Annotated in this window: 14 protein-coding genes, 1 tRNA gene and 4 pseudogenes; 13 read left to right on the forward strand and 6 right to left on the reverse strand. The window is 61.8% G+C overall.

What is annotated here, in order from left to right:
* Nucleotides 1-464: 464 nt before the first annotated feature.
* The 3 genes and pseudogenes from AC0IPL_RS02590 to AC0IPL_RS02600 all read left to right on the forward strand — a co-directional run.
* A pseudogene (locus AC0IPL_RS02590) lies at nucleotides 465-1,394 on the forward strand (Mu transposase domain-containing protein); the annotation flags it as partial.
* Nucleotides 1,324-2,048: pseudogene (gene istB, locus AC0IPL_RS02595) on the forward strand (IS21-like element helper ATPase IstB). The pseudogenes AC0IPL_RS02590 and istB, both read left to right, overlap by 71 nt.
* Nucleotides 2,049-2,346: 298 nt before the next feature.
* The gene (locus tag AC0IPL_RS02600; RefSeq protein ID WP_474271981.1) at nucleotides 2,347-2,631 is read left to right on the forward strand and encodes a hypothetical protein; all 285 of its coding nucleotides are present in this window, start codon (nucleotides 2,347-2,349) and stop codon (nucleotides 2,629-2,631) included.
* A gap of 715 nt (nucleotides 2,632-3,346) precedes the next feature.
* On the opposite strand, the gene AC0IPL_RS02605 is transcribed toward AC0IPL_RS02600, so the two are convergent.
* Nucleotides 3,347-3,568 (reverse strand): hypothetical protein, encoded by a 222-nt coding sequence (locus tag AC0IPL_RS02605; RefSeq protein WP_474271983.1) that lies wholly within the window; start codon nucleotides 3,566-3,568, stop codon nucleotides 3,347-3,349.
* Nucleotides 3,569-3,862: 294 nt separating this feature from the next.
* The gene (locus AC0IPL_RS02610; protein WP_474271985.1) at nucleotides 3,863-4,060 is read right to left on the reverse strand and encodes a glycoside hydrolase family protein; all 198 of its coding nucleotides are present in this window, start codon (nucleotides 4,058-4,060) and stop codon (nucleotides 3,863-3,865) included.
* Here AC0IPL_RS02610 and AC0IPL_RS02615 point away from each other — a divergent pair.
* From AC0IPL_RS02615 to AC0IPL_RS02625, 3 genes and pseudogenes are all read left to right on the forward strand, one after another.
* Nucleotides 4,001-4,360 (forward strand): annotated as a pseudogene (locus AC0IPL_RS02615) (hypothetical protein); the annotation flags it as partial. The gene AC0IPL_RS02610 and the pseudogene AC0IPL_RS02615 sit on opposite strands and share 60 nt — an antisense overlap.
* 58 nt (nucleotides 4,361-4,418) lie before the next feature.
* Nucleotides 4,419-4,589 carry a helix-turn-helix transcriptional regulator gene (locus AC0IPL_RS02620; protein WP_474271987.1) on the forward strand — a complete coding sequence of 57 codons (171 nt, stop codon included), beginning with the start codon at nucleotides 4,419-4,421 and terminating at the stop codon, nucleotides 4,587-4,589.
* Nucleotides 4,590-4,699: 110 nt separating this feature from the next.
* Nucleotides 4,700-5,626, forward strand: coding sequence for a tyrosine-type recombinase/integrase (locus tag AC0IPL_RS02625; RefSeq protein WP_474271989.1), 927 nt, complete (start codon nucleotides 4,700-4,702; stop codon nucleotides 5,624-5,626).
* A 97-nt stretch (nucleotides 5,627-5,723) separates the two neighbouring features.
* On the opposite strand, the gene AC0IPL_RS02630 is transcribed toward AC0IPL_RS02625, so the two are convergent.
* Nucleotides 5,724-5,808, reverse strand: a tRNA-Leu gene (locus tag AC0IPL_RS02630).
* A 229-nt stretch (nucleotides 5,809-6,037) separates the two neighbouring features.
* Between AC0IPL_RS02630 and AC0IPL_RS02635 the strand changes: the two genes are divergently transcribed.
* Complete coding sequence (locus AC0IPL_RS02635; protein WP_474271992.1) at nucleotides 6,038-6,556, forward strand: Hint domain-containing protein; 519 nt, start codon at nucleotides 6,038-6,040, stop codon at nucleotides 6,554-6,556.
* A 9-nt stretch (nucleotides 6,557-6,565) separates the two neighbouring features.
* Here the strand turns inward: AC0IPL_RS02635 and AC0IPL_RS02640 are convergent.
* A pseudogene (locus tag AC0IPL_RS02640) lies at nucleotides 6,566-8,185 on the reverse strand (NAD(P)H-hydrate dehydratase).
* A 166-nt stretch (nucleotides 8,186-8,351) separates the two neighbouring features.
* Between AC0IPL_RS02640 and AC0IPL_RS02645 the strand changes: the two are divergent.
* The 5 genes from AC0IPL_RS02645 (at nucleotide 8,352) to AC0IPL_RS02665 (ending at nucleotide 13,780) form a co-directional block, all read left to right on the forward strand.
* Nucleotides 8,352-8,690, forward strand: a complete 339-nt coding sequence (locus AC0IPL_RS02645) for a P-II family nitrogen regulator (protein ID WP_008554830.1) — start codon at nucleotides 8,352-8,354, stop codon at nucleotides 8,688-8,690.
* Between the two features lie 45 nt (nucleotides 8,691-8,735).
* Nucleotides 8,736-10,142 (forward strand): type I glutamate--ammonia ligase, encoded by a 1,407-nt coding sequence (gene glnA / locus AC0IPL_RS02650; RefSeq protein WP_474271994.1) that lies wholly within the window; start codon nucleotides 8,736-8,738, stop codon nucleotides 10,140-10,142.
* Between the two features lie 129 nt (nucleotides 10,143-10,271).
* Nucleotides 10,272-11,519, forward strand: a complete 1,248-nt coding sequence (locus AC0IPL_RS02655) for an Hsp70 family protein (protein WP_474271996.1) — start codon at nucleotides 10,272-10,274, stop codon at nucleotides 11,517-11,519.
* Between the two features lie 109 nt (nucleotides 11,520-11,628).
* Entirely contained in the window at nucleotides 11,629-12,423 is a 795-nt protein-coding gene (locus AC0IPL_RS02660; protein ID WP_474271998.1) for a lytic murein transglycosylase, read from the forward strand.
* 277 nt (nucleotides 12,424-12,700) lie between these two features.
* Entirely contained in the window at nucleotides 12,701-13,780 is a 1,080-nt protein-coding gene (locus AC0IPL_RS02665; protein ID WP_474272000.1) for a hypothetical protein, read from the forward strand.
* 28 nt (nucleotides 13,781-13,808) lie between these two features.
* On the opposite strand, the gene AC0IPL_RS02670 is transcribed toward AC0IPL_RS02665, so the two are convergent.
* Nucleotides 13,809-14,582, reverse strand: a complete 774-nt coding sequence (locus AC0IPL_RS02670; RefSeq protein WP_474272002.1) for a heme-dependent oxidative N-demethylase family protein — start codon at nucleotides 14,580-14,582, stop codon at nucleotides 13,809-13,811.
* 107 nt (nucleotides 14,583-14,689) lie between these two features.
* The gene (locus tag AC0IPL_RS02675) at nucleotides 14,690-15,235 is read right to left on the reverse strand and encodes an NUDIX hydrolase (protein ID WP_474272005.1); all 546 of its coding nucleotides are present in this window, start codon (nucleotides 15,233-15,235) and stop codon (nucleotides 14,690-14,692) included.
* A gap of 95 nt (nucleotides 15,236-15,330) precedes the next feature.
* Here AC0IPL_RS02675 and AC0IPL_RS02680 point away from each other — a divergent pair, with 95 nt between their 5' ends.
* On the forward strand, nucleotides 15,331-16,563 hold the full coding sequence (locus AC0IPL_RS02680; protein ID WP_474272008.1) for a bifunctional alpha/beta hydrolase/OsmC family protein: 1,233 nt from the start codon (nucleotides 15,331-15,333) through the stop codon (nucleotides 16,561-16,563).
* Nucleotides 16,564-16,834 lie beyond the last annotated feature (271 nt).

A 16,834-nucleotide genomic window follows, 5' to 3' on the forward strand; every position in this document is an offset into this window, starting at 1 on the left:
TCTGCTCGAGCCTATCGGGAACATTCCGCCGGCAGAAGCAGAGGCCAATTTCTACGCCGCTCTGGAAACTGAGGCACGAGCCGCGTAACTAACTGAAATCAGCCTCCGGCAAAAGAAGCAGAGGCCAATTTCTACGCCGCTCTGGAAACTGAGGCACGAGCCGCGTAACTAACTGAAATCAGCCTCCGGCAAACCCGGCGCGGTTCAAAGAGATGGATCAGTTCGCATCGATGTTGCGTCGGCTGATCGCCGGAACAGGCGATACGTTGGCGTGAAATGACAGCATCGCTATAGAACCTGTAGCAGACCTTCGTAGCCTTAAGCGAATGGCAGCTGGGTCCCGCATCACTTCCGTTCTACGATTCTTGCTGGCTGCTCCTGCGGCGAAAGTCTGCTCCTGCCATCTCTCGCGCAGCATTGGACCGCCGCCGGGATAGCAGATCCCAGAACTTTGCAAAGGGCACTACAATCGGCGTTTCCAGCAGATGTGCGGGCATTATCTTGTCGATCCCGTTGCCTGCGCACCGGCATCGGGCTGGGAGAAGGGACAGGTCGAGAACCAGGTCGGCGTTGTCCGGCGTCGCTTCTTCGTGCCCAGGCCCAAGTTTAAGAGCTACGCCGAACTAAACGCCTGGCTCGAGGACCGCTGCGTTGCTTGGGCCAAATCTCATCCGCATCAGGAGCTTCGAGACCGCACGATCTGGGAGGTCTTCGAGGGCGAGCGGGCGAGTCTGGTGCCATATGTCGGCCCCTTTGATGGATTCCACGCTGTTCCGGCGTCAGTCTCGAAGACCTGTCTCGTCCGGTTCGACAAGAACCGCTATTCGGTGGAGGGCCGCGCCGTCGGCCGGCCAGTCGAGATCCGCGCCTATGCCGAGCGGGTCGAGTTCTGACAGGACGGCAAAATCGTAGGGCAGCATGATCGAGCCTTCGGGCGCGACAAGGCCATCTACTATCCGCTGCACTACATTCCAATGCTGGCCCGCAAGCCCGGTGCCCACAGGAATGGGGCGCCGTTCAAGGACTGGGAGTTGCCGCCCGCGATCAGGCGAGTGCAGCGCAAGCTTGACAAGGTGCCGAATGGTGACCGCCAGATGGTTCAGATCCTGAGCATGATCCAAACCGACGGGCTGGATGCTGTGGATGCTGCCTGTGCCAAAGCCTTGAACGAAGGCGTCCCCGCCGCCTCAGACTTCATCAACATCTTGGCCCGATATCGTGAACCGCCGCCGCCGTTGACCATTGATACGCCGGACGCGTTGCGACTGACCTGCCAGACCGTGGCTGATTGCAAACGCTACGACAGCCTCAGGAGGCCCAACCATGGAAAGATCACAGGTGCTGGATGCGATGAGCCAGCTGAAGCTCTACGGCATGAAGGCCGCCTACGATGAGATCCTCACAGCTGCGGTGAAGCATCAGCACGAACCGCAACAGATCATCGGCGATCTGCTGAACGCCGAGATCAGCGAGAAGCAGGCCCGGTCGATCAAATACCAGATGACAACTGCCAAGCTCCCCCTCGCAAAGGAGGTCCACGAGTTCAGCTTCGAGGACACGCCTGTCAACGAAACGCTGGTGCGCGATCTGGCCTCCGGCGAGTTCCTTGAGCATCAACGCAGCGTCGTGCTGATCGGCGGCACAGGGACCGGCAAATCCCACCTGGCCGTCAGTATCGCCCGGGCGTGCATCCGCCGCGACAGACGGGGGCGATTCTTCAACGTTGTGGACCTGGTGAACAAACTCGATGCGGAAGCCCGCGCCGACCGACAGGGGCGCACGGCAGATCTGCTGTGCCGCCGCGACTTCCTGATCCTCGACGAGCTTGGCTATCTTCCCTTCGCACGAACCGGTGGTTAGTGTTCCATCTCATTAGCCGCCTCTACGACCGCAAATCGATCATCGTGACGACCAACCTCGACTTCGGTGAATGGCCCTCGGTCTTTGGCGACGCCAAAATGACCACTGCACTGCTCGACCGCCTTACCCACCATTGCGACATCGTCGAAACAGGCAGCGAGAGCTGGCGCTTCAAAACCCGAGAATAGTCGAGCCGACGCTGGCCCGATACGGCTTCGCTGTGTGGAGGCTGCGCCGCATCGGGCCAGCCAACCGCACGTCAAACAGGGGTTCAATTTCGGATGCCTACAGGGGGTCAAAGTTCCGTGCCGATTGACAGTGGAGGTCAGCTCCCAGCCCTTCGTGCATCGCGCGGCAATGGCTTTAGCTCATGCACAATGGGCACGACGAGCAATAGGAAGGCCTTCGTGGCACCAAAGACTTATTCACCCCCCTAGAATGAACCTTTCCCTTTCGCATGCGTTACGCCCTTAGAGGAGACTTACCATGGCCGATAAAACCACCGACAGCACACAGCCTGTATCGACAGCCGAAACGGAAGACCTGACGGTTGTAACCCCAGGTGCACAGCGTGACATCCGGGAGGAACCCGTTGATCGCGACGACCCACCGGTCGCAGACCTAGCCCGCGAACTGCCGCCCGAAGTGAAAGACGCGGTACGTAGCGAAGGGACATGGGAAGGAGACGCAGGCCGTCACGACGGTGACGAAGCGCAGGAAACATCCGGCGAACTCAGCGGCATCGAGAACGACCGCGACGCAGGCGGCTGAAGGACATCCGCCGCCACACTAAGGAACCGCGCAACCTCGGCTTCTAAACTGTAGTGGCGAAGTGAAACGCGCAAAGTTTCCAGAAAGCTTTGAAAGCCGGAGGGAATCTGGCCTGCATACCCAATCGATGACAGCGTTAAACATGCATCAAATACACCAGGCGCCCCTAAAAGACCAGAGATCGCAGCAATGCCTACTTGTTCTTCGAAAGATAACTTATGGCTGCGGAAGCCCCTAAGATGACGAAGCCAGTGAGAGAAAGGGTTGCGGTGAGATGATTAGGCAATGAAAGCACACTCCAGCCCGACAACGTCGAAAGCATCAGAAAGGCCCACCCCGTCCAATCCAGCACAGTAAAGTTACGAAAAAAGTTTAATTGAAGTAAGCCCTCAGACATTCTGGCCTCCTTGACACAGCTTCGCGTAGCCCCAAACACCTGCAAGGAACACGCCTAGCACGATGTAGAGTTCCTGCGAAAGGAACGGAAGAAATGTGCCAAAGACCTCAACGACTTTGTCGGCAGTAGATGTCGTCGCTATTAGTCCCCCAGCGGAAGTGCCACACACATTTAAAAAACAGGCACGGTTCATAACTCTTCAACTTTGTCTAACAGACGTATGCCCACAAAGTGTACTGAAGCATGGCAAATAAGTCACGCTGAAATTCCCCATCACGCTTAGGGGTCCACTCGCCGACAATATTCTGAAACAGTCACCTATTGGCCGAGCTTTCGCCTCGAAAGGACCTGGACCTTGTCGGCGCAATCCAGCAGCGCGCGCCAGTCTCGGGACCACATGAGCTCTACCCGCTGATCGCTGAGCCAGCCACTAGGGTTCTGCACCGGCACCGCGCACGGGTCCACAGCCTCAGCGTAGCGCGTTGAGCCGCCGCACCCGGCCAGGGCCGAGACAGCGAGGCACAGCAGCAGGATCCGCATGGGCCTTCTCCTCCAGTTGGCGTGAAAGTTCATCGGGAGCGCGCAAAGTCTTGATGCGGGCAGCCTCCAGCTTTCGAAATGCTTCGGTCTGCGCCAGGTCGCGCGGCTGGTGATCCGCCCGGCAGTCCGCGCCGCCTTGGCGGTAACCAACGCCGACCGCAGATGCCAAAGCCGCGAAGGCAACCAGAACGACCGCCCCTCTCATGCTTCCGCATCCAGCGCCCGCAGGCACATTGATCGCTCCGACAGGCGGCGGTTGGTCAGGCCGCGGATCACCCGCCCCCCTGCCCGGTTTCAGCGCGGCAGCTGATTGCAGGCGCCCCGCAGATCGCCTGCGTTGGCCTTGCGCACCAAGGTCGACCGGCAGGCCGCAGCCACGCCCACATTGTAGGTCCAGGACACCAGCGCGATCTTCACCCCCACAGGCACCTTGCCTGCTGGAACCCACCCATCGAACGCGTGGCGGTCGAGAACCCGGTCATGCATCGGCATGCAAAGGAGCGGATCCTGAACTACCAGCCCGCTGCCCAACACGTGCAGCCATGGTGGTTTGGCGACCCGGCCTTCAAAACGCCCGGGCTCTATCTGCGCGGCCTGCCGCCGCTCAAACCGACGAACCGCCTGGAACCGCCAGCGAAGGGCACGGAGGAACACAAGCGCTGGTCCGCCTTTCACCGCGCCAGCCCCGGCCACGATCGCTGGAAGCTGCGCAGCAAGACGTTCCCCGGCATCGCCGCCGCCATGGCCGACCAGTGGGGCGGCTGGGCGACCGAGCAGGAGCGGGCAGCATGAAGACATATAACGCAACGAAATTGCGCTCCGGCGAATACCGAACCAGGAGATGGTATCCGTGACCACAGCAAACCAAATCCTAGCGCGCGAAAGCACGGCAGCTAAGATGCTGGATATGCCGCTCAAGGAATTCCGCGCCCTGGTCAAAGCGGGCAGCCTGCCCAAACCGGTAAAGATCGGCGGCAAGATCGAACGCAGGTTCGTGAAACAGCTTAAGGCGATCAGCTAAGGCGCCATGCTGAGTGAAGATTTCGAATGGTAAAGAAGAGGTCAAAACCTTACCTCGCCCGGATCCGGCGCGGCGAAAAGGACTTTTGGTAGTTCCGCAAGGGGAAGACCATGATCCGCCTGCCCGACGATCCTGATAGCGAGGAATTTGACCGGGAATACTGGGCCATCCGGTCGGGCCAGCACAAGACGACAGTCAAAACCACCTTTGACGCCCTTATTACCAGCTACTACCAGACACCGCGGTTCAAAGGGCTGATCGCAAGCACAAAGGCTGAGTACCGCCGCATGCTAGAGCTGCTCCGCGAAAAGAACGGCCCAAAGGACTTCACCAAACTGCGCCGCAAGCATGTTATCGCAGCACGGGACAAGTATGCAGACCAATGGCGCAAGGCGAATGCCATGGTCGAACAGCTTTCGATTCTGGCCCGTCACTCCATTGATCTTGAGTGGATCACCGCCAACCCCGCCCAGAGCGTCGAAAAGCTGAAGGGCGGCAGTTATGAAGCCTGGCCGGAATCAAAGCTGGCGGCATATGAACGCTATTGCGAACAGCACGGGCTGACACTGGAGCGCGCGATTTATGAGCTGTGCATCGGGACCGGGCAGCGAATCGGTGATGTGGTCGCGATGGAATGGGCTCATTTCAATGGCGGTTTCATGGACGTTGTGCAGGAGAAAACTGGCGCACGTCTGTCAATCTTCTGCCCGCATCGACTGCAAAGCTTCTTGGAACGCTTACCTCGCACTGGAAAGCACATCTTGGCCAAGAACCTGACGCAGCATCTCGGCAAGAGACGCGCGCATAGCCTTGTGGCCGAGGTCCGCAAGATGATCGGGGCCGAGGATTTTGTGATTCATGGCTGGCGCTACACCGCTGCCAAAGAGCTGGCGGAAGCCGGATGCTCTGACACAGAGATTCAATCCGTAACCGGCCACCGATCTCTGGAAATGGTGAAGAAGTACCGCCAGCAAGCCAGGCAAAAGCAGCTCTCAAAGACCGCTCAGCTACGTCGGAACAGAACAAAAACGGAGTGAGAACAAAATCCAGAGTGTAAAACAAAGTGTAAAACACTGTGAGTCAACGTCGCAGCGCCGCCCAGAAACAACTCGATTTTTTTCAGAACAATCAATGTGGTGCGGGTGAAGGGACTTGAACCCCCACGCCTTGCGGCGCCAGAACCTAAATCTGGTGCGTCTACCAATTCCGCCACACCCGCACGAACCACGGAGGCTTCCGCCCCCGCGTGCCGCGCTCAATAACAAAGCTTGCAGCCATATGCGAGCGGAAAAATCAGGTCCGGTCGCCGCCCCCCCTGTGCATTTAGGCAACAATGTCTATCAATAATCAGGGAGATGAGCGAGTTTCCGCCCGAAAGGGCTGGGCCTTGATTCCGCTTCTGCCGTAAATTCACGGAAAACGTCTGAGGCAGACAAAGCGAGAACACAATGAAACAGATTGAAAATGCAGCCTTGCGCGCGCGGCTGGGGTTGCGAGACCGTATCCAGCCCCGTCGCCTGTTCCAAGGGCGCCAGATCATCACCTTGCCACACGGCACCTGTGTCAGGACCGACTGCGGCACGCGTCGAGCAGAGAGCATCGGTGCCAGCGACCACCTCCTTACCCGCACCGGCGGTTCAGCCAAGGTGATGGCGGTGCGCAGCCGCAAAGCCATGGTGCAGACCGTTCGCTTTGTGAACCCCATGGCGGACGGCGGCGACCAGATTTTGCCTTGGGACCAGCCTGTGCTGCTGCGCGACTGGCGTGCGCAGGCCCTGTTTGGCCAACCCCAAGCGGTTGTCCCGGCCTATGAGCTCGTCGACGGAGAGCACATTTGCGACCTTGGCATGCAGATGACCGAGCTGGTCGTGCTGGAGTTTGCGCGCCCGCACGTGATTTTTGCAGGCGGGCTGGAGCTGGCCGCAGCCGCAATGCAATCCACCGACGATCTGCGCCCCGCAGCCTGATCTGGCGCGCTACCCACCCAGCCTGCGCAGCACCGCGGGGATCTGCTCCGGCAGGTCCTCGGCGATCAGGCCGGGCCCAAACTCGAGCGCGCATTCGACGTGGACATAGGCAGCGGCTTCTGCCGCCTGCATCGGGGACAATCCGCGCGCCATCAGCCCGGCGATGAACCCCGCCAACACGTCGCCTGACCCGGCAGTCGCCAGCCAGGGTGCGGCCCGAGAACCCGATGCCGCGTTCACGGAACAGCGACCGTCCGGCGCGGCGATTACTGTATCTGCCCCCTTGAATACCACCACGCAGCCTGCGCGTTCAGCAGCCTCGCGAGTGGCCTCAACCTTGGAATAGGCCCGATCAGCCGTGGCGGCGGCATTCAGTCTTTCAGCCAGATCCGGAAACAGCTTGGCAAATTCGCCACCATGCGGCGTCAGTACGCAGTGCTCGTGCAGGATCTGGAACAGCGCCTCCGGCTTCAGTTCAAACCGAGTGAGCGCATCAGCGTCCAGCACCGTGGCGCGCGCTTCCTTCAGCACCGCCATCACCACCGCCTGGGTATCGGCGCCCCGCCCCAAACCTGGCCCAAGGCACACGGCGTTGAACCGCGCATCCTCCAGCAGCTCGCTGACACCATGTGCCCCATCAATCTGACGCAACATGATTGCGGTGAGGTTGGCGGCGTTCTCAAACATCGCGGAGCGCGGCGAACCGACAGTGACCAGCCCTGCCCCGATCCGCAAAGCACCCCGTGCAGCAAGGCGCGCCGCACCGGATTTCCCGTGGCCACCCGACAGAACCAACGCGTGGCCATTGGCATACTTGTGACCCACCACCTTTTGCAGGTCCGGCAAGGTCTCTCGTTCAATTGGCTGCATCACCGCTCCGCCTTTTCAATCTTTCCATTCTCGTAACCCAATATCTTTGACAATTACCTTACCGCATACCTCCGGTCCGCGTGCCGTGACATGCCCATGCTTCAATTCATGGAACGTGACCGTCAGATCCGCAGGCAAGGCGCCGAAATCCCTGCCGCTATCCCCGCAAATCCCGCTGGGAAGGTCAACCGCGACCACTCTGCCTTGCGGGGAGGGCGCATGGCCACGACGCAGGAATGGCGTCAACCGCCCCCACGTCGCGGTAATGTCTGACGGCAGGTCCCGGCTCACACCAATGCCGAACACGGCGTCGATCACGACCAGCCGGCTGGTGTCGGATCCTGCAACGGCCTGGCCAATGGCTTGTTGATCCCATTCCGCAACCGCTCCGACCTCCGCCCACCGCAGGTAGTTCGCATGCGCATCGGGCGGAAGTTGGTCCGGGTTCCCGTACAGGAACAACTTCAAATCCCAACCGCAGCCCTTCAGAAGCCGTGCCACCACGAAACCATCGCCGCCGTTATTGCCCGGCCCGCACAGCACAACAGCGCGGCGCGGACCTTCACCTTTCTGAAAGGACACGGGGGGGGGGGCGGAGGCCGACCCCCGCGGGTCCGCTAAATCCGGCCAGATCTCCATGATTGCCGCGACGACACCCTGCCCGGCCCGCTCCATCAGCTCCTGCCCGGACACGACACCAGACGCGATGGCGGACTGTTCGATGGCCCGCATCTGGGCTGTGGTCAGAATGTCAGCCATTCTTTGCCCCCGATTCAGTTTTGTGCAATTCTTGAGCGCTCTGATTATCTTTTAGGCATTAGCGAACAAAACCTGCCCACTATTGCCGCAGCTCCACAGCCACGCATTGCTGCCCCCATTTAGAAATGAAATGACATCCACAACAAGCTTGTGAGGAGCCACACCGATGAAAAAGATCGAAGCCATCATCAAACCCTTCAAATTGGATGAGGTGAAGGAAGCGTTGCAGGACGTTGGTGTGCAGGGGCTTTCCGTGATCGAGGTCAAGGGCTTCGGTCGCCAAAAGGGCCACACCGAACTGTACCGCGGCGCCGAATATGTGGTGGATTTTCTGCCCAAGGTAAAGGTCGAGGTTGTGCTGGACGACGATCAGGTCGACCAGGCGATCGAGGCCATCGTCGACGCTGCCAAGACCGACAAGATCGGCGACGGCAAGATTTTTGTCTCGCCGGTTGAGCAAGCCATCCGCATCCGGACCGGCGAAACCGGGCCCGACGCGCTGTAACGCACCAGAACACCAAAAGATTTCTCTACAAAAAGGACCGAGGGAATGAGCGTAGAAGCAGTTCTCAAGACACTCAAGGACGAAGACATCGCCTATGTCGACATCCGCTTCACCGATGTGCGCGGCAAGCTGCAGCACGTGACCGTGGACGTCGATCTGGTGGACGAGGACTTCCTGGAAGAGGGCTTCATGTTCGACGGCTCCTCTATTGCCGGCTGGAAGTCGATCGAAAACTCCGACATGAAACTGATCCCGGACACCACCTCCGCCTATGTGGATCCGTTCTACGCCGAAAAGACCCTGTGCATTCACTGCTCCATCGTCGAGCCCGACACCGGCGAAGCCTATGAGCGCGACCCGCGCGGCACCGCCGAGAAGGCCGAGGCTTACCTTAAGTCCTCCGGCATCGGCGACGTGGCCTACATGGGCCCCGAGGCGGAATTCTTCCTGTTCGATGACGTGCGGTACTCCAACACCATCAACAAGGTGTCCTATGAGGTCGACGCAACCGACGGCTCCTGGAACACCGACGCCGAGTTCGAGATGGGCAACATGGGCCACCGCCCGGGCCTCAAGGGCGGCTACTTCCCGGTGAACCCCACCGACGAAGCGCAGGATCTGCGCTCGGAAATGCTGTCCACCATGAAACGCCTGGGTATGAAGGTCGACAAGCACCACCACGAGGTTGCGTCGTGCCAGCACGAGCTGGGCCTGATCTTTGACAGCCTGACCAAACAGGCCGACGAGCTCCAGAAGTACAAATACGTGATCCACAACGTCGCGCACGCCTATGGCAAATCGGCGACCTTCATGCCGAAACCGATCTATGGCGACAACGGCACCGGCATGCACGTGAACATGTCGATCTGGAAAGACGGCAAGCCGCTGTTTGCAGGCGACAAATACGCCGATCTGTCGGACGAGGCCCTGTGGTTCATCGGTGGCATCCTGAAGCACGCCAAGACCCTGAATGCCTTCACCAACCCCTCGACCAACTCCTACAAGCGTCTGGTTCCCGGCTTTGAAGCGCCCGTTCTGCGCGCCTATTCGGCCCGCAACCGCTCCGGCTGCGTGCGGATCCCGTGGACCGAAAGCCCGAAAGCCAAGCGCGTCGAGGCCCGCTTCCCCGACCCGAGCGCAAACCCCTACCTGTGCTTTGCAGCGCTGCTGATGGCTGGTCTGGACGGCATCAAGAACAAGATCGACCCCGGCGAAGCCATGGACAAGAACCTGTACGATCTGCCGGCCGAAGAGCTGGAAGGCATCCCGACCGTCTGCGGCAGCCTGCGCGAAGCGCTGGATGCGCTGGCTGCGGACCACGACTTCCTGCTGCAAGGCGACGTGTTCACCAAAGACCAGATCGACGGCTATATCGAGCTGAAGATGGAAGAGGTCTACAAGTACGAGCACACCCCGCACCCGGTTGAGTTCGGCATGTACTACAGCTGCTGAGCTGGTCTACTGATGATGGAAAGGGCGCCCCGCGGGGCGCCCTTTTTCATTGCACTTCACTGTGCGGTTGATCCTTGCCGTACCTGCCGCTAATCAGGCCCGCCCGGACCCTAACGCAGGAGCCTGCCCATGGCTGCCCCCAACACTCTCGGCATCGACTTTGGCACCTCCAACTCCGCCGCGGGGATTGCGGTGGCGGGCCGCCCCTGGCTGGTAGAGATGGAGCCGGGTGAACAAACCCTGCCCACCGCCGTGTTCTTTGAGGAGGACAGCCGCACAATGCGCATCGGCCACAGTGCCACCCGCGCCCTGATCAGCGGCGAGGAAGGCCGCTTCATGCGCGCGCTCAAAAGCCTGCTGGGCACGTCGCTGCTGCATGAGGAACGCCGTCTGGGCGGTGAGCGCATCAGCTTTGCCAGTCTGATCGCGCGCTTTCTGGCGGCAATGAAGTCCCGCGCCGAAACCGCCACACATATGGAGTTCACCCACGCGCTGTCGGGCCGCCCGGTGCGCTTTCACTCCAAGGATGAGGACCGCAATGCCCAGGCCGAGACCGATTTGCGCGCCTGTTATCTGGAGGCCGGGTTTCAAGACGTGATGTTCATGTATGAACCCGAAGCCGCGCTGCGCGCTTCGGTGCCTGCGCCGGGGCTGGGCCTGATTGTCGACATCGGCGGCGGCACCTCGGATTTTACCGCTTTTGAACAGGGCGCGGACGGGGCCACGCGCATCCTTGCCTCGCATGGTGTGCGACTGGGCGGCACCGATTTTGATCGCCAGCTCAGTATTCAGCATGTGATGCCGCTGCTGGGCCGCGGCACCCAGATCCGCAACACGTTCGGCGGCGGAACTCTGCCCGCGCCAAACCGCCTGTTTAACGACCTGGCCACCTGGCAGATGATCCCATTTCTGTACAGCCCGGAAAGCCGCCGTGCAGCGCAGGATCTCGCGGCAAATGCAGTGGAACCGGAGAAGCTCTCCCGACTGGTCTCGGTGCTGGAGGATGAGCTGGGCCACGAGCTGGCCTTTGCGGTGGAACGAGGCAAGATTCGCGCCAATGGTTCGCAGGCCGATGGCGGTATCGACCTGCGTCTGCTGGAGCGGGGCCTGTCGGTCCCCTTGGATGCGGCCGCGATGAACGACACCCTGGCGGCGCAGACGGCCACCATCGGCGTCTGTGCGCAGGAAACCCTGCACCTCGCGGGGGTTGCTCCAGAGCGGGTGGATCGGATCGTGTTGGTGGGCGGCTCTTCGCTGCTGGCGGCGGTTCAGTCGCAGATGCAAGAGCTCTGCCCCAACGCGCGGCTGGAGACGCAAAACGCCATGACGGCGGTGGCCGACGGGCTGGCTCTGGCTGCCGGAACCGCCTTTGCCTGACCGCAGCGGCGGTTTGGCGCGGATGGGAAGTTCCGGCAGGATTTCCCGTTAGACAAGCACGCAGGGCGCGCTAGGCTGACCGGACTTGTTCCCTGCTGAGAGTGTCCCAATGCGCCGGCTGATTGCACCTGCCCTGATTTCCACCCTCCTTGCCTCCCCCGCCGTGGCCGCGACCTGCGGCAACAGCTCTGCCGGTTTCGACGCTTGGAAACAGGCGTTCAGCCGCGAGGCAAAACGTGCCGGCGTGCGCAAGGCCGGGCTTCAGGCGCTGGCAAACGCGCAATATGCCCGCCACACCATTGCCGCCGACCGCAACCAGAAAAGCTTCAAGTACTCGCTCGAGAAATTCATGCAGATCCGCGGCGCCGCCACCATTGTGGCGCAGGGGCGCAAGCGCAAAGCGCGCAACGCTGACTTTTATGCCGCGCTCGAGCGCAAATACGGCGTCCCTGCCGGCATTCTGATTGCTATCCACGGCATGGAAACGGCCTTTGGAAACTACATGGGCGACAGTCAGGTGGTCTCCGCAATCGTGACGCTGACCTACGACTGCCGCCGCTCGGACTTTTTCCGCCCGCATGCGCTGGGGGCGCTGAAACTGGTGGACCAGGGTGCCATCACAACGGCCACCAAAGGTGCCAAGCACGGTGAGCTGGGTCACACCCAGTTCTTGCCCGGCAATGCGCTGCGCTATGGCGTTGACTGGAACCGCGATGGGCGGGTGGATTTCTACGATATGGGCGACGCGCTGGCCTCGACCGCGCATTACCTGCGCCAGAAGGGCTGGAAACCCGGCAAGGGCTACCAGCAGGGGCAGCCTAACTACCGCGTTCTGAAGGAATGGAATGCCGCCACGGTTTATCAGCAGTCGCTGGCGATCATGGGACGCCAGATCGACGGCTGACGGCGTACGACAGCGCACCACATAGTGCGCGCGATTCCCGCGTCATTGTAAACCTTGCGGCGCCAATATGTCGGCCCGGTGCCACAGTTGGGCCGCATTCCCCGTCGCATCGTGCAAATTTGACAAAAATTCCACATAACAACAGAAACTTAAACAATGCCCCAATTTCGGAGCCACTGCTGAGAATTTGCGATCAACAGGCCGAAATCTGCCCTACTTTCAACCCGTTCAAATTTTATCGTTCTCCCAACGGCACCCTGAATGGAGGATCCGGACAGTGGTAGAAACAGTGGCAGAGAACGTGCAATTTACAGGCAGACTTGGGCTGGACAGACGGGACAGCGGCACCCTGGCCGCGGCAGTTTCGGTTGTCGTTGACGCGCTCGAGGACTTTGGTCATCCGGCCGAAGCGATCGAGGCGCGCGCCGAAAACGCCGCCCGGCTGCAATGCGACACCTATCTGGTGGCTCTCCGCCTGCGGCGGGTGCCGCTGCGCCGGGCCAGACGGCTGGCCAGCCATGTCATGCAGCCGACGGCGCTGCTGGACTTGTCACTGACCCCGGCGTTCCCGGAACATTGTGACAGGGAAATCAGCGAACTGGTGCTGGCCGAGATACTGCGCCGACTGATCGCGGCGCTGGAGGCGACCTCGGTCGAATGGCAGCAGGCGCCGGTCGTTCTAAGCTGCGACCAGTTCCTGAGCGCCTTCGACCCCGCCCCTGCACCCAAGTCAGAGGTTTCGGCTGAGCAGAACGCGTTCACATCTGCCCAATCCAACACGGACACAGCCCCGCTCGTGGCAGCTGCCACAGCGCCCCCTGCCGCCGGGCCGACGACCATCGCAGAGAGCGCAACGGCGCCGCAGCGCGGGTCGAAGCCCAGACGGCTGCGGGGCCGCGCGTGCTTCACCCCGGTTGAGCAGGCCGCGCCAGCACTGGAAGCCCACTGCGACCGTGTCTTTCGCGCAGCCGGCGTTCGCCGCGGTGACTATGACCCGCATCTCGCCACCCAGCGAGCACGCGCACGCAGACGACAGCGTGATGCCGACGCCGCGTCAGCCTATCGGAAGGATGCTCAGGCGTTCTTGATCGGCGGCACCCAGCAGGCATCGACGGTGTCGACAAAACAGGCGTTTGGCACCGGCGGCGGCGCCGAGGGTCGCATCGCCGGTGTCGCCGGGATTACCCAGATCACTGGGGGACTGGTTCGGCGTCTAAGCCAGACCGCCCGCGCCACGCTCAGCCTTGGGGACATGGGGCGGATGCGCTTTGTTGGCCATCTTCTGCTGCTGTCTGCACTACTGCTGTTCCTGGACAGCGCAGGAACGGTACAGGCTGCTCGCCCGCTGCTGCCCTGAGAGGCGCACGTCGGATCTTGCAGCGGCGTCACAGGCCAATGGCGCTGGCGGCCTCGCCCTGGCCCCATTGGCGCATCACATCCGCCCGTGACACAATTCTCGTATGGATCGAGAACACCACCGCGCCGGTCCGTGGCAGCCGCAGGATGGCCTGACGCTCGGTGCGTAGAAACCCCGCCTGCGTTGGGTCGTCCTGCGACCGCGGCGCCCGTTCACTGCGAGGCTGAAACAGCGTCGGGTCCGTGTACCACAGCGCGTTGAACCGCCACAGCGGTCGCCCCGGCTGCACCCCGTCGAACAGCCGCTGCACCCGCGCCGCGATGCCCGCATCGTAGCTGTCGACGGGCCCATGGATGGCGGTCAGCGGTCGCATGAATTTCTCCGCCAGGGTCCAGCTTGCCGGGAAACACAAAACCGCTCCGGTCAGCACGTGTTCGGCAGACTCCGGCGGTTTTTCAAGGATGCAGAAGTCCTGCTGCGCAATCCGCCCCAGGCAGGCCAGAGGATCGTCCCAGTCCAACGCCACCCTGCTGCCATCGGGCCGGACAACGGTCCCATCCTGCACAGTTTCCCCAGCCGCCAGCACCAGTTCCAACAGCTCGTTTGCGGCTGGCAGCGCCGCCGGGTGAAGCCGCAGCACCTCATCCCGCCGGGCGGCCAGCAGGCGTTCGCGCTCTGCGATCTGGGCCGCATAAGCCTCGTCGCGCTGGATCCAGTGTTCGGGCGCCAATGGCTGCACACCGGGCAGTTTGCGCGCGTTCAGCGGGTCGTAGGGGATCGTGGTCTGAAGAATCTGCGTCATGCCCAAGGGGTAGCAGCTGAAACAGTATTTGCCATCTGCAAGTTGCACGTGCCCACGATTTTTCCCGCCGCAAGGCACCGTCAGCGCGATCCGCTGCAAGTCCGGGGTCAGCAATCCTGCTGAAACCCCGCCAACTTGTCGCGCAAAACCAACACGCCGGGGCTGTCTGTTATCTCACCCAGTTGCGTCAACGGAACCCAGGCCAATGCCTTGGACTCCCTGCTGGCGCGGATGCTGCCAGCTTCGGCAACGAAGAGGAAACGCACGTCGTAATGCAGATGTGCAGGCTCACCCGCCCGCGCCGGGATCTGATGGATGTCGACATCGAACACCTGGGGCGACAGCAGCCGAATACGGGTCAATCCGCTTTCCTCATAGGCTTCTTTCTGTGCCACGAACGCCGCATCGGCGATGCCGTCACAATGACCGCCAAGCTGCAGCCAACGGTCCAACTTGCGGTGGTGGGTCAGCAGCACGTGGTCCATGTCATCGGACATCACGAAGGCAGAACCGGTTACATGGCCGGTGGCCGGGTTGCGACCGAAAGCCTGCGGCTCCTCCGTGCTAAATGCGTGTAGCCGCTGCCACATCCGCCGGTCGCGCGCGTCTTTGGGGTCGAAGCACCCGATGCCGCTGATCCGTTCGACACTCATTCGCCTTCACCATCCCGTGACGTTGTGCGGCACGGTCTTGTCCTGCCTGCGTTGCGCCCACAGTCTAGTCCCAGCACAGAACAAAGGCCATGCCCATGCCCACCGAACGCATCCGCTTTGCCGGCCATGCCGGAACCAGTCTCGCCGCCCGCCTCGATCTGCCGGAGGGGCCGGTGCTGGCGACGGCCCTGTTTGCCCATTGCTTTACCTGCTCCAAGGATATCCCCGCCGCCCGCCGCATTGCCGGACGACTGGCGGCAATGGGAATCGCGGTGCTGCGGTTTGATTTCACCGGGTTGGGCCACTCAGAGGGCGAGTTCGCCAATACCACCTTCACCTCAAACGTCGAGGATCTGGTCGCGGCGGCGCAGTATCTGGCGGGTCGCGACATGGCGCCGTCGCTGCTGATTGGTCACTCGCTTGGGGGGGCGGCGGTGTTGCGCGCACGCGCGGACATTGCGTCGGTGCGCGGCGTGGTGACACTGGGCGCCCCCTTTGACCCCAGCCATGTTGCGCATCATTTCGACGCCGCCCTGCCGGAGATCGAAGCCAAAGGCCAGGCTGAGGTCTCGCTGGGCGGGCGCCCCTTCGTGATCGGCCAGCCGTTTGTCGAAGATATCAAATCCAAGGCTCTGGCGCCTGCAATCGCAGGGCTGAAGGCCGCCTTGCTGGTGCTCCATGCGCCGCGGGACGACACTGTCAGCATCGACAACGCCGCGTCAATCTTTACCGCCGCCAAACATCCCAAGAGCTTTGTCACGCTGGACGATGCCGACCACCTGATCTCCCGCGCCGAGGATGCGGAATATGCCGCAGAGGTGATTGCAACCTGGGCCGCACGCTACGTCGAGATGACACCGCCCGCTCCGCCCCCCGGCGCGCCCGAGGGCATCGTGCGGGTGACAGAGGCCGACCCTGACGGCTTCCTCCAGGACATTCAGTCCGGTCCGCATCATCATGTCCTTGCGGACGAACCGCTGGCCTATGGCGGCCGCAACCAAGGCATGTCGCCCTATGGCTTTATCTCGGCCGGGCTGGGCGCTTGCACGTCGATGACGCTGCGCATGTATGCCCGCCGAAAGGGCTGGCCCCTGGACAGCATCAGTGTCGACATCAGCCACGACAAGGTCCACGCCCAGGACGCGCTGCCCAGCGGTCCGGCCAAGATCGACCAGTTCACCCGCAGGATCCGCCTCTGCGGCCCGCTGAGCGATGCGCAGAGGGCGCGACTCCTGGAGATCGCCGACAAATGCCCGGTCCACCGCACGCTGGAAAGTGGCGCCCGGGTCATCACCCATGTCGAGGCGTCTGAGACTGTAACAGGCTGAATGCCAGCCCAAATGGACAGAGGCTCTCCCGCGCCCGGACCTTGCAGGAAACCTGCAAAGCCTGCGGCCTTGGGCGTGGCACCGCGCAAGCGCGGTGCCACGCCCAACTGCGCCAGGGCATTCCCCTGAATGCACGCAGCGCAGGCGGGAGCCTTTGCCGAACGGCCTGAACGGAGACCGCTGTCAAAGCTGGGCAAACTGCCTCATCCCGCTTGCCCAGCCTTGCTGTTTTGCGCCTGTTGATCTATGTGGCCGGGCATCTGCTCCCCAT

This window comes from Leisingera sp. SA32 (assembly GCF_056033425.1).

What these genes read in the sequence shown, in the direction of transcription:
- AC0IPL_RS02600 (WP_474271981.1), top strand. Translation starts at nt 2,347, where the DNA reads ATGGCCGATAAAACCACCGACAGCACACAGCCTGTATCGACAGCCGAA.
- AC0IPL_RS02605 (WP_474271983.1), bottom strand. Translation starts at nt 3,568, where the DNA reads ATGCGGATCCTGCTGCTGTGCCTCGCTGTCTCGGCCCTGGCCGGGTGC.
- AC0IPL_RS02610 (WP_474271985.1), bottom strand. Translation starts at nt 4,060, where the DNA reads ATGCCGATGCATGACCGGGTTCTCGACCGCCACGCGTTCGATGGGTGG.
- AC0IPL_RS02625 (WP_474271989.1), top strand. Translation starts at nt 4,700, where the DNA reads ATGATCCGCCTGCCCGACGATCCTGATAGCGAGGAATTTGACCGGGAA.
- AC0IPL_RS02635 (WP_474271992.1), top strand. Translation starts at nt 6,038, where the DNA reads ATGAAACAGATTGAAAATGCAGCCTTGCGCGCGCGGCTGGGGTTGCGA.
- AC0IPL_RS02645 (WP_008554830.1), top strand. Translation starts at nt 8,352, where the DNA reads ATGAAAAAGATCGAAGCCATCATCAAACCCTTCAAATTGGATGAGGTG.
- glnA (WP_474271994.1), top strand. Translation starts at nt 8,736, where the DNA reads ATGAGCGTAGAAGCAGTTCTCAAGACACTCAAGGACGAAGACATCGCC.
- AC0IPL_RS02655 (WP_474271996.1), top strand. Translation starts at nt 10,272, where the DNA reads ATGGCTGCCCCCAACACTCTCGGCATCGACTTTGGCACCTCCAACTCC.
- AC0IPL_RS02660 (WP_474271998.1), top strand. Translation starts at nt 11,629, where the DNA reads ATGCGCCGGCTGATTGCACCTGCCCTGATTTCCACCCTCCTTGCCTCC.
- AC0IPL_RS02670 (WP_474272002.1), bottom strand. Translation starts at nt 14,582, where the DNA reads ATGACGCAGATTCTTCAGACCACGATCCCCTACGACCCGCTGAACGCG.
- AC0IPL_RS02675 (WP_474272005.1), bottom strand. Translation starts at nt 15,235, where the DNA reads ATGAGTGTCGAACGGATCAGCGGCATCGGGTGCTTCGACCCCAAAGAC.
- AC0IPL_RS02680 (WP_474272008.1), top strand. Translation starts at nt 15,331, where the DNA reads ATGCCCACCGAACGCATCCGCTTTGCCGGCCATGCCGGAACCAGTCTC.